This window comes from Herbaspirillum sp. DW155 (assembly GCF_037076565.1).
Lineage (GTDB): Bacteria > Pseudomonadota > Gammaproteobacteria > Burkholderiales > Burkholderiaceae_D > Herbaspirillum.
This window is the reverse complement of sequence record NZ_AP029028.1, coordinates 1,448,018-1,463,188: the sequence shown is the minus strand read 5'-3', so window position 1 is coordinate 1,463,188 and position 15,171 is coordinate 1,448,018. Positions and strand designations below refer to the sequence as shown.

At 65.0% G+C, this 15,171-nt stretch carries 14 protein-coding genes; all 14 read left to right on the top strand.

All coding sequences use genetic code 11. From position 1 onward, the window contains the following. Positions 1-26: 26 nt before the first annotated feature. The 14 genes from AACH55_RS06585 to AACH55_RS06520 all read left to right on the top strand — a co-directional run bounded on the left by AACH55_RS06585 (position 27) and on the right by AACH55_RS06520 (position 14,934). Complete coding sequence (locus AACH55_RS06585) at positions 27-1,124, top strand: BMP family ABC transporter substrate-binding protein (protein ID WP_338718626.1); 1,098 nt, start codon at positions 27-29, stop codon at positions 1,122-1,124. 21 nt (positions 1,125-1,145) lie between these two features. Continuing rightward, a complete protein-coding gene (locus tag AACH55_RS06580) occupies positions 1,146-2,294 on the top strand; it encodes an ABC transporter permease (RefSeq protein WP_338718625.1) in 1,149 nt (382 codons plus the stop codon). After that, the gene (locus AACH55_RS06575; protein WP_338718624.1) at positions 2,287-3,207 is read left to right on the top strand and encodes an ABC transporter permease; all 921 of its coding nucleotides are present in this window, start codon (positions 2,287-2,289) and stop codon (positions 3,205-3,207) included. Before AACH55_RS06580 ends, AACH55_RS06575 begins: the two co-directional genes overlap by 8 nt. A 24-nt stretch (positions 3,208-3,231) precedes the next feature. After that, a complete protein-coding gene (locus AACH55_RS06570) occupies positions 3,232-3,927 on the top strand; it encodes an isochorismatase family cysteine hydrolase (protein WP_338718623.1) in 696 nt (231 codons plus the stop codon). Positions 3,928-3,929: 2 nt separating this feature from the next. Then, positions 3,930-5,498, top strand: a complete 1,569-nt coding sequence (locus AACH55_RS06565; RefSeq protein WP_338718622.1) for an ABC transporter ATP-binding protein — start codon at positions 3,930-3,932, stop codon at positions 5,496-5,498. Then, entirely contained in the window at positions 5,495-6,178 is a 684-nt protein-coding gene (locus tag AACH55_RS06560; RefSeq protein WP_338718621.1) for an isochorismatase family cysteine hydrolase, read from the top strand. The genes AACH55_RS06565 and AACH55_RS06560 overlap by 4 nt, the downstream gene beginning before the upstream one ends. Next, positions 6,175-6,552: an oxalurate catabolism protein HpxZ gene (gene hpxZ / locus AACH55_RS06555; protein WP_338718620.1), complete on the top strand. Its 378-nt coding sequence runs from the start codon at positions 6,175-6,177 to the stop codon at positions 6,550-6,552. The genes AACH55_RS06560 and hpxZ overlap by 4 nt, the downstream gene beginning before the upstream one ends. Before the next feature lie 32 nt (positions 6,553-6,584). Continuing rightward, on the top strand, positions 6,585-7,286 hold the full coding sequence (locus tag AACH55_RS06550) for a GntR family transcriptional regulator (RefSeq protein ID WP_338720204.1): 702 nt from the start codon (positions 6,585-6,587) through the stop codon (positions 7,284-7,286). Positions 7,287-7,470: 184 nt separating this feature from the next. Then, entirely contained in the window at positions 7,471-8,448 is a 978-nt protein-coding gene (locus AACH55_RS06545) for a bifunctional riboflavin kinase/FAD synthetase (RefSeq protein ID WP_338718619.1), read from the top strand. Between the two features lie 121 nt (positions 8,449-8,569). Then, positions 8,570-11,464 (top strand): isoleucine--tRNA ligase, encoded by a 2,895-nt coding sequence (ileS, locus tag AACH55_RS06540; RefSeq protein ID WP_338718618.1) that lies wholly within the window; start codon positions 8,570-8,572, stop codon positions 11,462-11,464. Positions 11,465-11,538: 74 nt separating this feature from the next. After that, entirely contained in the window at positions 11,539-12,054 is a 516-nt protein-coding gene (gene lspA / locus AACH55_RS06535) for a signal peptidase II (protein WP_338718617.1), read from the top strand. Between the two features lie 47 nt (positions 12,055-12,101). Further along, a complete protein-coding gene (coaBC, locus tag AACH55_RS06530) occupies positions 12,102-13,298 on the top strand; it encodes a bifunctional phosphopantothenoylcysteine decarboxylase/phosphopantothenate--cysteine ligase CoaBC (RefSeq protein ID WP_338718616.1) in 1,197 nt (398 codons plus the stop codon). Positions 13,299-13,381: 83 nt separating this feature from the next. Beyond that, on the top strand, positions 13,382-13,831 hold the full coding sequence (gene dut, locus AACH55_RS06525; protein WP_034330145.1) for a dUTP diphosphatase: 450 nt from the start codon (positions 13,382-13,384) through the stop codon (positions 13,829-13,831). An 11-nt stretch (positions 13,832-13,842) separates the two neighbouring features. After that, entirely contained in the window at positions 13,843-14,934 is a 1,092-nt protein-coding gene (locus tag AACH55_RS06520; protein ID WP_338718615.1) for a M48 family metallopeptidase, read from the top strand. Positions 14,935-15,171 lie beyond the last annotated feature (237 nt).

Here is a 15,171-nt window from a genome sequence, read left to right as displayed (position 1 = left end):
CCACGTTCTCATTGGAGCGCAACAACATGAAAAACCGCCGCGATTTTCTGAAACTGTCCGGAGCCGCCGCCCTGGGTGCCGCCTTCCCGCTGGAGCTGCTGGCTGCCGGTCCCTTGACCGTGGGCTTCATCTACGTCGGCGCGCGCGATGACTTCGGCTACAACCAGTCGCATGCGCAAGCTGCCGCCATCATCAAGAAGATGCCCGGCGTGAAGGTGATCGAGGAAGAAAAAGTGCCCGAGACCGTGGCCGTGCAAAAGACCATGGAAGCCATGATCCAGCAGGATGGCGCCACCCTGCTCTTCCCCACCTCCTTCGGCTACTTCGATCCGCATGTGCTCAAGATCGCCGAGAAATATCCCAAGGTACGCATCGCCCACTGTGGCGGCCTGTGGACGGCCGGCAAGCATCCCATGAACGTGGGCAGCTTCTTCGGCTACATCGAAGAGTGCGAATACCTCTCCGGCGTCGTCGCCGGCTACATGAGCAAGAGCAAGAAGCTGGCCTTCATCGCCGCCAAGCCGATTCCGCAGGTGCTGCGCAACATCAACGCCTTCACCCTGGGCGCGCAGTCGGTCGATCCGTCCATCACCTGCCACGTCATCTTCACCGGCGACTGGTCGCTGCCGGTCAAGGAAGCCGAAGCCGCCAACAGCCTGATCGACCAGGGCTGCGACGTCATCACCTGCCACGTCGATGGCCCCAAGGTGATCGTCGAGACCGCAGAAAAACGCGGCATCATGACCACCGGCTACCACGCCAGCCAGGCCTCGCTGGCCCCCAAGGGCTACCTCACCGGCGCCGAGTGGAACTGGGCCACGCCCTATACCGAGATCGTCAAGGCCACGCTGGAAGGCAAGCCGATGATCAACTTCCTGCGCGGCGGCCTGAAGGATGATTTCGTCAAGATGTCGCCCTATGGCGCAGCCGTCAGCGCAGCGGCCAAGAAGAAGGCCGACGAGATCAAGGCGCAGATGCTGGCCGGCAAGTTCCAGATCTTCAAGGGCCCCATCAAGGACAACAAGGGCAATACCGTGATCCCGGCCGGCACCACCCAGGTCCAGACCGACGTGGTGCTGGAGAAGATGAATTACCTGGTGGCCGGCGTGGTCGGCCAGGTCTGATCCACGCTGCAGGATGGCCTCATGACTTCCCTCCCCGCTCCCGGCGTGGCCGCTGCCGCCAGCCCGCCCTTGCTGCGCGTACGTGCGGCCCTGCTCAATGGCGCCGCACCGGCCTTGCCCACGCTGTGCGCACTGGCCGGCACGCTGCTCTTGTTCGTGCTGTTCCTGCTGGTGCAGGGCAAGCCGGCGGGTGAGGCTTGCCTGCTGATCTTCCAGGGGGCGTTCGGCACGCTCTTCGCGTGGCAGAACACCCTGCAGCGCGCCGCGCCCCTGCTGTTGACGGCGCTGTGCGTGGCATTGCCGGCGCGCGTGGGGCTCATCGTCATCGGCGGGGAAGGTGCGCTGGCGCTGGGTGGACTGGCTGCGGCGGTGATGCCGCAAATGCTGCCGGCCTTGCCCTCGCTGGTGATGCTGGTGGTCATGGCGCTGGCCGCGATGCTGGCCGGCGGGCTGTGGATCGCGCTGTGCGGCGGTCTGCGCCAATGGCGCGGGGTCAACGAGACCATCTCCAGCCTGCTGCTGTCCTATCTCGCCGTGGCCGTCTTCAAGCATCTGGTGGAAGGGCCCTTGCGTGACCCGGCCAGTCTCAACAAGCCGTCTACCTTGCCCCTGCCCGATCCTTATCTGGTGGGTTCGCTGCCAGGCATGGAAGTGCATTGGGGACTGGTATGGGGAGCCGTGTCCTGTGTGGCGGCGTGGGTCTTCCTGCGCCACAGCGTTTCCGGTTTCGCCATGGGCGTGGTCGGCGGCAATGTCCGTACGGCGCGGCTGGTGGGCTTGCCGGTCAATCGCCTCATCCTGACGGCCTGCGCGCTCGGCGGTGCTGCAGCCGGACTGGCGGGCATGTTCGAAGTCAGCGCCGTGCAAGGCAGCGCCACCAGTGCGCTGCTGGCCGGTTACGGTTTCTCCGGCATCCTGGTGGCCTTTGCGGCGCGCCAGAATCCCTTGGCCATCATCGTCTGCGCCATCGTCATCGGTGGCGTGGAAGCCAGCGGCAGCCTGCTGCAACGGCGACTGGACTTGCCGGACGCCACCACGCTGGTGCTGCAGGGTCTGCTGTTCTGCAATCTGCTGGCCTGGGAAGCCATCACCGGCCGCCTGTCCGCGCTCAAGCTGCGCTGGCAGCAACAGGCACAAGTCATCCCCGCCAAGGAGACCGGCCATGCATGACATCGATCTGACCACCCTCTTGCTGGCGCTCTTTGCCGGCGCGATCCGGGTCGGTACGCCCTTTCTCTTCGTCAGCCTGGGCGAGTGCATGACCGAAAAAGGCGGCCGCGTGAACCTGGGGCTGGAAGGCATCCTGGTCTGCGGTGCCATGACGGGCTACGCGGCTTCCTTCCATACCGGCTCGGCCTGGCTGGGCGTGCTCGCGGCCGGTTGCGCGGGCCTCTTGCTGGGCGTGCTGCACGGCGTGGTGTGTTCGCTGCCGCGTGTCAACGACATCGCCTTCGGCATCGCGGTCATGCTGCTGGGCACGGGCCTGGCCTTCTTCCTCGGCAAACCCTTCATCCAGCCGCAGGCGCCGATGCTGCCCTCCATCGATCTGGGTGCGTGGAGCAGCAATGACCGCCTGCACCATGCGCTGCAGATCAATGCGCTCTTCTTCATCGGCGTGGCGCTCGCGCTGGTGCTGCAATGGGGCCTGTCCACCACGCGCTGGGGGCTGGCCTTGCGGCTGGTGGGCGATCATGCCGAAACGGCGCGGGCGCTCGGTTATCGCATCACCGCCACGCGCATCGCCGCCACCGCTGCGGGCGGTTTTTTGGCGGCCATCGGCGGTGCCTATCTGTCGCTGTACTACCCCGGCAGCTGGAACGAAGGACTCTCCAGCGGCCAGGGCCTGATGGCCGTGGCGCTGGTGATCTTCGCGCGCTGGCAGCCGTGGCGCTGCCTGCTGGCCGCGCTCCTGTTCGGTGCTGCCGGAGCGCTCGGGCCGGCCTTGCAGGCGGTGGGCGTCACCTCCGGCTACTACCTCTTCAACGCGGCACCGTATGCGCTGACGCTGTTCATCATGATCCTCACCTGCCGCCCCGACCGCACGCTCTCCAGCGCGCCGGGCGAACTGAGCCTGACCCGATAAACCCTTCGTTCCCAAGGAGACACCATGTCCGAACGCTTCATCCAGGCCGATCCCTATCCCTGGCCCTATGACGGTGCCCTGACCCCGGCCAATACCGCGCTCATCGTCATCGACATGCAGACCGACTTCTGCGGCATCGGCGGCTACGTCGACAAGATGGGCTACGACCTCTCGCTCACGCGCGCGCCCATCGAACCGATCAAGAAAGTGCTGGCCGCCATGCGCGCCGGGGGCTACACCATCATCCATACCCGCGAAGGCCATCGCCCTGACCTGTCGGACCTGCCGGCCAACAAGCGCTGGCGCTCGCGCCAGATCGGCACCAATGGCGTGGGCATCGGGGATGCCGGTCCGTGCGGGCGCATCCTGGTGCGCGGCGAACCGGGCTGGGAAATCATCCCGGAACTGGCGCCCATCGAGGGCGAGATCATCATCGACAAACCCGGCAAGGGTTCCTTCTGCGCTACCGACCTGGAAATGATCTTGCACACGCGCGGCATCCGCAACATCGTGCTGACCGGCATCACCACCGACGTCTGCGTCCACACCACCATGCGCGAGGCCAATGACCGCGGCTTCGAATGCGTGATGCTCGCGGACTGCTGCGGTGCGACCGACTACAACAATCATCTGGCGGCGCTGTCGATGATCAAGATGCAGGGCGGCGTCTTCGGCGCGGTCTCGGATTCGGCGGCGCTGATCGACGTGATCGGGGCCTGATCATGCATGCGCTCGAGCTGGAGATCATCAATGTCGGCAAGTCCTTCGGCAGCTTTCGCGCGCTCGATGAGGTGTCGCTGAAGATCCGCGCCGGCACCATCCACGCACTGCTGGGCGAGAACGGCGCCGGCAAGAGCACGCTGGTCAAGGGCCTGGTCGGCTATAGCCCGCTGGACCAGGGCAGCATCCTGGCCGACCGCCGCGAGGTGGACATCCGCAGTGCGCGCGTACCCAACCAGCTCGGCATCGGCATGGTGTATCAACACTTCACGCTGGCCCCCAGCCTGACGGTGGCCGAGAACCTGCTGCTGGCGCGCGGCGACCTGCCCTGGCGCATCCGCTGGGGCAGCGAACGCGCGGCGCTGGAAGAATTCATGGCGCGCATGCCCTTCAGGCTGGCCACCGAGCGGGCGGTGAGTAGTCTCTCCGCCGGCGAAAAGCAGAAGCTGGAAATCTTGAAGCAGCTTTATCTGCGCCGCCGCTTCCTGATCCTCGACGAACCGACTTCCGTGCTCACACCGCAGGAAGCCGACGAAGTGCTCGGCCTCATGCATGCGCTCACGCGCCAGCAGGAACTGACAGTGCTGATGATCACGCACAAGTTCCACGAAGTGACCGCCTATGCCGACGACGTGACCGTGCTGCGCAAGGGGCGGCTGGTCGGCAGTGCGCAGGTGGCCGCCACCACCCCGGATGAACTGGCGAACTGGATGATGGGCCACGCCCGCGCGGAAAAGACCCAGGTGGCGCGCGCCGCAGTGCCCGGGGAGGCGCGTGTCGGGCTGGAAGTGAAGGATCTGACCGTCAACAACGATCGCGGTGTGGCTGCCGTACGGGCGCTGTCGCTGCAAGTGAAGCGCGGTGAAATCGTGGGCCTGGCCGGCATCTCCGGCAATGGTCAGAAAGAACTGGTGGAAGCGCTGCTGGGCCAGCGCCGCCATTTGCTGGGAGAGATCCGCGTGGAAGGCGCCCCCTATGGCGCCACCCGCGAGGAGATGCGCCGCCTGCGTGTCTTCGCACTGCCCGAAGAACCGCTGCGCAATGCCTGCATCGCCGGCATGAGCGTGGCCGAGAACATGGCCTTGCGGCATTTCGATGTCGCCCCCTTCAGGCGCGGCGGCTGGCGCGTGGACCGCAGCGCCATGAAGCGCCAGGCGCAAGCGCTGATCGCCGCCTTCAACGTCAAGCCACCGGTGCCGGAACGCCCCATCGGCACGCTCTCCGGCGGCAACGTGCAGCGCGCCGTGCTGGCGCGCGAACTGGGCGAAGAGGGCGATACGGGCGCGGCCAACGTGCTCATCGTCGCCAATCCGGTCTTCGGGCTGGACTTCGCCTCGGTGGCCGACATTCACGCCCGCCTGCTGCAAGCGCGCGCACGCGGCGCGGCCGTGCTGCTGGTGAGCGAAGACCTGGATGAACTGCTGGAACTGTCCGACCGCATCCTGGTGATGACCGAGGGCCGCATCGTCCACGTGGCGCAGGACGTGGCCACGCAAGGTGCGGACCGCGCCGCCCTGGGCCGCTGGATGGCGGGCCACCCTGAACAATCCACCCACGCCGAGGCCGCATGATCCGCATCGACGCATTCCCCTATCCCTATCAGTTCCACCCGCGCAGCACGGCGCTGGTGGTCATCGACATGCAGCGCGACTTCGTGGAAGAAGGCGGCTTCGGCAGTGCCCTGGGCAACGATGTGCGGCCGCTGGCTGCCATCGTGCCGACCGTGGCCGCCTTGCTGGCACTGGCGCGCGCGCATCAGATGCTGGTAGTCCATACGCGTGAATCGCACCTGCCGGACCTCTCCGACTGCCCGCGCGCCAAGCGCCTGCGCGGCAACCCGACGCTGGGCATCGGCGATGTCGGACCGATGGGCCGCATCCTGGTGCGTGGCGAACCGGGCAACCAGATCCTGCCGCAACTGGCGCCCATTGAGGGCGAGATCGTCATCGACAAACCCGGCAAGGGCGCCTTCTACGCCACCGACCTGCACGCGCAATTGCAGGAACGCGGCATCACGCACCTGCTGATCGCTGGCGTCACCACGGAAGTCTGCGTGCAGACCTCGATGCGCGAAGCCAATGACCGCGGCTATGAATGCCTGGTGGTGGAAGATGCCTGCGCCAGTTACTTCCCGCAATTCCATCGCGCCACCCTGGAGATGCTGACCGCCCAGGGCGGCATCGTCGGCTGGCGTGCGCCGCTGGCGCAGTTGCAGGGCGCCATGGCCGCCTACGCCGGAGCAAACCCATGATGCACGTGAACCTGCCCCACGTCGTGGCCGAGGTCGAACAAGCCTTTGCCGATTACGAATACGCCCTGCTCATCAATGACATCCCCGCGCTGGACCGCTGGTTCTGGTATGCGCCCGAGACCGTGCGCTACGGCGTGGGTGAAGTACTGCTGGGCGGCGAGGCGATCCGCCAGTACCGCAAGACCTGCACCCCGGTGCCGGCCTCGCGCAGGCTGCATCGTACCGTTGTCACCACCTTTGGCAACGACTATGCTACGGTCTCCACCGAATTCACCGACCATACGTCTGATCGTATCGGCCGCCAGATGCAGACCTGGGTGCGCATGGACGAAGGCTGGCGCATCGTCGCCGCCCATGTCAGCCTGATGGCATGAGTCCGCCCCCCTCGAACACGAATGCCCGCACCATGACCGTCACCGTCGCCAACCCGCTCGCCGAACAGGTCTATCACCGGATCAAGGACGACATCTTCAGCTTCCGCCTGCTGCCGGGCGACAATTTCACCGAGACCGAGATGGCCCAGCGCCAGGGTGTTTCGCGCACGCCCTTGCGCGATGCGCTGTTCCGCCTGCAGCGTGAAGGCTATCTCGAAGTGGGATTCCGGCGCGGCTGGAAGGTCTGCCCGATCGACTTCGACCGGCTCGACAATCTCTACGACCTGCGCATCGTGCTGGAAATGGCCGCGCTGGAAAAACTCTGCAGCCAGCAGGAGCCAACCGCCGAACTGGAGCAGCTGAACGCCATCTGGCTGGCCGAACCCGAGGCGCGCCATACCGATGCGGTCAAGGTGGCGGCCCTGGACGAGGCCTTCCACACCAACCTGGTGGCGGCGGCCGGCAATGTCGAGATGACACGGGTGCATACCGAGGTCACGGAAAAGATCCGCATCGTGCGCCGGCTGGACTTCCTCAAGAAGAAGCGCATCGACGCCACCTACGAGGAACACGGCAAGATCCTGCAGCTGATCGCCAAGCGCAAGGCCACCGAGGCCCAGATCCTGCTGCGTGCCCATATCACGCAGAGCAAGCTGGAGGTCAGGAAGATCACCATCTGGATGCTGGCAGAGGCGCGCCAGCTCCAGGAGCCGGAAGCGGCGCTGGCCCGCTGAAGGGGCATGGAATCATCTTTCACATGAAAGATTACCAACTTTTCCTGCTGGAAATATGAAAATCTGCGCTGAATAGCCGCATCAGGCAGCTTGATCGGCGCCGAGCCGCCACCAAATCAAGGAAAGCCTCCGAAACCATTTATAATGGAAGGCTTTTGCAACAGCGCATCTTTCCAGCGGCTCAATGAAGGTATTTCGCGGACTTCCCACAGCCGAATCGCGCGCCCCGTGCGCGCTGACCATCGGCAATTTCGACGGCGTGCATCTGGGCCACCAGGCCCTCTTGGCGCGCGTGCGCGAGGCCGCCGCCAAGCTGGGGCTGGACGCGGCGGTGATGACCTTCGAGCCGCATCCGCGCGAGTTCTTCGCCCAGCTGGCCGGCACGCCCGAACGCGCCCCGGCGCGCATCGCCAACCTGCGTGACAAGCTCGAAGCACTCTCCAACTCCGGCATCGACCGGGTGGTGGTGGAGCATTTCGGCAGCCATTTCGCGGCCCTCTCGCCGCAGGATTTCATCGAGAAGATCCTGGTGCAGGGCCTGCACGTGCGCTGGCTGATGGTCGGTGACGACTTCTGCTTCGGCGCCCGCCGCGCCGGCACCCTCGACACCCTGATCGCCGCCGGCAAGCAGTATGGCTTCGAGGTACATGCCCTGCCCACGGTCACCAACGCCGGTGTGCGCATCTCCTCGTCGGCCGTGCGCGCTGCGCTGGCCGATGCGGACTTCGCCTTGTCGCAACAGTTGCTGGGTCATCCCTACGCCATCAGCGGCCGGGTCGTGCACGGCAAGAAGCTGGGCCGCACCATCGGATTCCCGACGCTGAACATGCGCGTGGGCCACAAGCGTCCGGCGCTCTCGGGCATCTTCGTGGTGCAGGTGCATGGCCTGGCCGCGCAGCCCTTGCCGGCCGTGGCCAGCCTGGGCGTGCGCCCGACGGTGGACAACAGCGGCCGGGTGCTGCTGGAAACCCATCTGCTGGATTTCCAGGGCGATTGCTACGGCAAGCTGGTGCGGGTGGAATTCCTCAAGAAGCTGCGCGATGAAGAAAAGTATGTGGACCTGCCCACGCTGACCACGGCCATCGCCCGCGACGTCGACCATGCCCGCGCCTGGTTCCGCGAAAACGCCGGCTTCGCCGTCTCGGCCACCGACCGAATTTGAACGCTGGGCGGTTGCCGGAGCCCCGCTCCCGCAGCCGCCCAGCCGCCCCATCCTGCATCTTGCCAGCGTGCATCTTGCCGCGCGGCTCCTGAATCAACCCGCATTCAACGAAAGTCCCGTCATGTCCAACAACGAATCCTCCGCCAAACCCGGCAAACCGGAAAAAGCCGGCAAGGCGCCCTCCAAATACCCGGTCAACATGACCGAGACGGCCTTTCCCATGCGCGGCGACCTCGCCAAGCGCGAGCCGCAGTGGGTCAAGGAATGGCAGGAAAAGAAGATCTACCAGCGCATCCGCAAGGCCTCGGCCGGCCGTCCCAAGTTCATCCTGCATGACGGCCCGCCCTATGCCAATGGCGACATCCACATCGGCCACGCCGTCAACAAGATCCTCAAGGACACCATCGTCAAGGCCCGCAACATGGCCGGCTTCGACGCGCAATACGTGCCGGGCTGGGATTGCCACGGCATGCCCATCGAGATCCAGATCGAGAAGCAGTTCGGCAAGAACCTGCCGGTGGCCGAAGTACAGGCCAAGGCGCGCACCTATGCGGGCGAGCAGATCGAGCGCCAGAAGGCCGACTTCATCCGCCTGGGCGTCCTGGGTGAATGGGACAACCCTTACAAGACCATGAACTTCTCCAACGAAGCCGACGAGCTGCGCGCCCTCGGCAAGATCCTGGAGAAGGGTTACGTCTATCGCGGCCTGAAGCCCGTGAACTGGTGCTTCGACTGCGGCTCCGCCCTGGCCGAAGCCGAGGTGGAATATCAGGACAAGCGCGACCCGGCCATCGACGTCGGCTTCCCCTTTGCCGAACACGACAAGGTGGCCACCGCCTTCGGCCTGACCGAACTGCCGACCCGCAACGGCTACATCGTCATCTGGACCACCACGCCCTGGACCATCCCGGCCAACCAGGCGCTGAACGTGCATCCGGAATTCGAATACGCGCTGGTCGAGACCACCCGCAATGGTGAAGCCACCCTGCTGGTCCTGGCCAAGGATCTGGTGGCCTCCTGCCTGGAACGCTTCGGCCTGGAAGGCCGGGTCATCGCCACCACCACCGGCGAGAAGCTCTCGCTGATCCGCTTCCACCACCCGCTGGCCAAGGCCGATGCCGGTTATGACCGACTCTCGCCGGTCTATCTGGGCGAGTACGTGACGGCCGACAGCGGCACCGGCATCGTGCACTCCTCGCCGGCCTACGGTATCGAAGATTTCATCTCCTGCAAGGCGCACGGGATGAAGGATGACGACATCCTCAACCCGGTCATGGGCGATGGCCGCTATGCCTCCTGGCTGCCGCTGTTTGCCGGACTGACCATCTGGGAAGCCTCCAAGCCCATCTGCGACAAGCTCGATGAAATGGGTTCGCTGTTCAAGCTGGTCATGTTCAGCCACAGCTACATGCACTGCTGGCGCCACAAGAGCCCCATCATCTATCGCGCCACCTCGCAATGGTTCGCCAGCATGGACAACACGCCCAAGGATGGCGGCCCCAGCCTGCGCCAGACCGCGCTGCAAGGCATCGAGGACACCGCCTTCTTCCCCGGCTGGGGCAAGGCGCGCCTGCACGGCATGATCGCCAACCGTCCGGACTGGACCCTCTCGCGCCAGCGCCAGTGGGGCGTGCCGATGGCCTTCTTCGTGCACAAGGAAACGGGCGAACTGCATCCGCGCACGCCGGAACTGATCGAACAGGTTGCCCAGCGCATCGAGAAAAGCGGCATCGAAGCCTGGCAGGCACTGGACCCCAAAGAATTGCTGGGCGAAGACGCCGAGCACTACATCAAGAACCGTGACACGCTGGACGTCTGGTTCGATTCCGGCAGCACCCACCAGACCGTGCTGCGCGGCTCGCACGCACAGCAGTTGCAGTTCCCGGCCGACCTCTACCTGGAAGGTTCGGACCAGCATCGCGGCTGGTTCCACTCGTCGCTGCTGACTTCCTCGATGCTCAATGGCCGCGCGCCCTACAAGGCACTGCTCACGCACGGCTTCGTGGTCGATGGCGAAGGCAAGAAGATGTCCAAGTCCAAGGGCAACGTGGTGGCCCCGCAGAAGGTCTCGGACTCGCTGGGCGCGGAAATCCTGCGCCTGTGGGTGGCCTCGACCGACTACTCGGGCGAGCTGTCGATCTCGGATGAAATCCTCAAGCGCGTGGTGGAAGCCTATCGCCGCATCCGCAATACCCTGCGCTTCCTGCTGGCCAACACCTCCGATTTCGATCCGGCGCAACATGCCGTGCCGGTGGCGCAGATGCTGGAAATCGACCGCTATGCGATCGCCAACATGGCGCGCCTGCAAGCGGAGGTACTGGCGCACTTCGAGACTTACGAATTCCACCCGGTGGTGGCCAAGCTGCAGATGTACTGCTCGGAAGACCTGGGCGGTTTCTACCTGGACATCCTCAAGGACCGCCTCTACACCAGCGGCGTGGAGTCCGCTGCACGCCGCTCGGCCCAGACCGCCGTGTGGCACATCACGCAGTCGCTCTTGCGCCTGATGGCACCGATCCTCTCCTTCACCGCCGAAGAAGCCTGGCGCTACTTCGCCAGCAAGGAAGCCTTCGAGGCCAGCGGCGAAACCATCTTCTCGCAGGTCTATTACACCCTGCCCGAAGTGGCCGATGCCGATGCCCTGCTGTCCAAGTTCGCGGTGCTGCATGAAGTGCGCGCCGCCGTGACCAAGCAGCTGGAAGAAGTGCGTATCGCCGGCAGCATCGGTTCGTCCCTGCAGGCCGAGGTGGAACTGAAGGTGTCGGGCGAGAAGGCGGCCCTGCTGGAGAGCCTGGGCGATGACCTGAAGTTCGTCCTCATCACCTCGGCAGCCCGCGTCACCCCGGTGGCCACGGTGGAAGAGGAAACGGTGGTGGTCACGCCCTCGGCGCACCAGAAATGTGAACGCTGCTGGCACTATCGCGCCGATGTCGGGTCTCATGCCGATCATCCGGGCCTGTGCGGTCGCTGCACCAGCAATCTGTTCGGCCAGGGCGAAAAGCGTCAGTTCGCCTGATCCGGACGGGACGGCCTTGCAAGCGCCCCGCTGCACTTGATCGCAGCCGGGCGCCCACTCCAACAAGAACATCCATGGCAACCAAAAAGCGCTCCTCTTCTTCCGGTTCTTCGTCCTCCACACAAGGGCTCTTGCCCTGGCTGGGCATCGCCACCATCGTGCTGCTGCTGGACCAGCTCAGCAAAATCACCATCCTCAAACTGTTCCACTACGGCGAGTCGCTGCCGGTGACCGGTTTCTTCAATCTGGTGCTGGTCTACAACAAGGGCGCGGCCTTCAGCTTCCTGGCCGCCAGCGGCGGCTGGCAGCGTTACCTGTTCACTGCCATCGGCATCGGTGCGGCGGTCTTCATCATCCATCTGCTGCGCAAGCATCCCGGCCAGCGCATGTTCTGCTGGGCGCTGGCACTGATCCTGGGCGGTGCAATCGGCAACGTGATCGACCGTGTGGTCTATGGTCATGTGATCGACTTTCTGGACGTCTATGTGGGCAACTGGCACTGGCCGGCCTTCAACCTGGCCGATAGTGCGATCTGCCTGGGTGCGGTATTGTTCGTCGTGGACGAACTGCGCCGCGTCTCGAAGAAGTAAGGCAACACCCAACACGCCTGCGGCGCGCCGCATTCCGGGAGCAAACAATGGATCTGGCTGGCAAGAAAATCGTACTGGGCCTGACCGGCGGCGTGGCCTGCTACAAGGCCGCCATGCTGGCGCGCGAACTGGGCCGCGCCGGTGCCTCGGTGCACGTGGTGATGACCGAAGGGGCCACCCACTTCATGACGGCGGTGACCATGCAGGCCCTCACCGGCAACCCGGTCTACACCGACCAGTGGGATGCGCGCATGGACAACAACATGCCGCACATCAACCTCACCCGCGATGCCGATGCGGTGGTGATCGTGCCCTGTTCGACCGACTTCATCGCCAAGCTGGCCCACGGAACCTGCGACGATCTGCTCTCGACCCTGTGCGTAGCCCGTCCGGCACGCGTGCCGCTGCTGGTGGCCCCGGCCATGAACGTGGAGATGTGGCAGAACCCGGCGACCCAGCGCAACGTGCGCCAGATCCGCGAAGACGGCATCCAGCTGCTGGGCCCGGATGCGGGCGCGCAAGCCTGCGGCGAGGTCGGCGAAGGCCGCATGCTGGAGCCGGCGCAACTGCTGGAAGACATCATCGCCGCCTTCCAGCCCAAGCTGCTGGCAGGCCGCCGCGTGCTGCTGACGGCCGGCCCGACCTTCGAGCCTATCGACCCGGTGCGCGGCATCACCAATCTCTCCTCGGGCAAGATGGGCTATGCGATTGCCCGTGCTGCGCGCGAGGCCGGCGCCGAGGTCACCCTGGTCTCCGGCCCGACGGCCCTGCAGACGCCCTATGGCGTGCGCCGGGTGGACGTGCAGACGGCACGGCAGATGTACGAGGCGGTTTTGGCCGATGTGAAGGAAAAAGACCTGTTCGTGGCCGTTGCGGCCGTCGCTGACTGGCGCGTGGCCAATGCCAGTTCACAGAAACTGAAGAAACAGGACGAAAACGATACCCCTCACCTGGAGTTCGTGCAGAACCCCGACATCCTGGCGGCCGTGGCCGCCCTGCCCCAGCGACCGTACTGCGTCGGCTTTGCCGCCGAATCGGAGAACCTGGAGCAATACGGTGCGGCCAAGCGGATCAGGAAGAACATTCCGCTGCTGGTAGGCAATATCGGCCATCAGACCTTTGGCCGTGATGACAATGCCCTCATGCTGTTCGACGCCGACGGCCATACGGCCCTGCCCCGCGCGGACAAGCAGACCCTGGCCCGCCAGCTGATCCGCGAGATCGCGCGCCGCATGGCGGCCTGACGCTGCGCGGCCCGCCTCTGCGGGCCGTGTCTTTTGTACACCTTGTACGCTTTGTAGTTTTTTTCGTATCCGATTACGCATCCATGAAGACCATCGACATCAAGATCCTCGACCCCCGCATGAAAGACCAGCTGCCCGCCTACGCCACCCCCGGCAGCGCCGGCCTGGACCTGCGGGCCTGCATCGATGCGCCGCTGACCCTGGCGCCGGGTTCCACGCATCTGATCCCGACCGGCCTGGCGATCCACCTGGCCGATCCCAACTATGCGGCCGTGATCCTGCCGCGCAGCGGCATGGGCCACAAACACGGTATCGTGCTGGGCAACCTGGTGGGGCTGATCGATTCGGATTACCAGGGCCAGTTGATGATTTCGACGTGGAACCGCGGCAGTACCGAGTTTGTCCTAAACCCCATGGAACGCCTGGCGCAGCTGGTGATCGTGCCGGTGCTGCAGGTCGGGTTCAATGTGGTGGATGAATTCGACAGCAGCGAACGCGGCGCTGGTGGTTTCGGCAGCACAGGCAAACACTGATGGAGAATCGCATGCTCGTATCCCCCCTGCCCGCGTGGCAGAAGCTGAAAACCCTTGCAGTCCTGGCGCCGCTGGCCTTCCTGGCCGCCTGCGCCACCCAGGAACCCGGCCCCGTGCCGGCCACGCCGTCCAAGCCGGTGACGGTCGCGCCCCAGGCACCGCGCCCGGTGACCGCCAATCCCCAGCAGCAGCAATTGCGCGAGCTGATCGACCAGCAAGACCGTCTCTACCGGGTGGCCGCGCCGCTGTTGACCAGCAACGCCCAGCTGTGCCGGGGCAATGCCCGCAACCTGCTTGGCTTTACCGCCAAGAACCGCTATTCCTTCCCCATCGAATTTGCCGATACCGCGCGCAGCCTGGGCTATGACGACCGCCTGCAGGTGACCGGCGTGCTGCCCGGCAGCGGCGCCGAGCAGGCCGGCATCCAGCGTGGCGACATCCTGATGTCGGTAGCAGGCAAGCCCATGCCGCAAGGTACCGATGCCGAACGCCAGGCCGCCGTGCTGCTGAGCCCGCTGGTGATCAAGAAGGCGCCGATTGCACTGGGCGTGCAGCGCAACGGCCAGAACTCCACCGTCAACGTCCCGCTGACCTACGCCTGCGCCTTCAGCATCGAGCTGGGCAATGCCGATAACGTCAACACCTATGCCGATGGACGCCGGGTGCTCATCACCCGGGGCATGCTCAAGTTCACTCAGTCCGACGATGAACTGGCCTACCTGATCGCCAAGGACATGGCGCACAACATCCTCGGTCACGCCATCCGCCAGCGCATGGTCTCGACCATCGCCGAAGTGATCGACAACCTGCTGCTGCCGCATCCGGACCCGACCACCACGGCCGGCACGGCCGGTATCCGCGTCTATCCGCAGGATCTCGATGCGGCTGCCGATACGCTCTCGCTGTACCTGCTGGCGCGCGCCGGCTACAACATCGACAACGTGCCGGCCTTCTGGAAGCGCCTGGCCGACCAGTATCCGGCCAGCGTCCCCAATGGCTATACGGCACTGCATCCCTCCACCGCTTATCGCCTGGCGATGATCGAGAAGGTGACGCAGATCGTGAAGGCCAAGCAGGAGGCGGGCAAGCCGCTGGTGCCGTAAATGCGGTGAGTTGAAGTGTTTGACGTGAAGACGGCGCGGTGAAGACCGCGCCGTTTTTCTTTTGTGGATCGCTTGCTTGGGCCCGCCTTCGATACGCGGCCTTGCCGCTACTCAGGTCGAACGGTAATCAGGTCGCCAATATGCTTCGTTGCCCACCCATTACCGTTCGACCTGAGTAGCCGCGCAGCGGCGTATCGAAGGCGCACCAATCAGCGAATCAGCAAATCAGCAAATCAG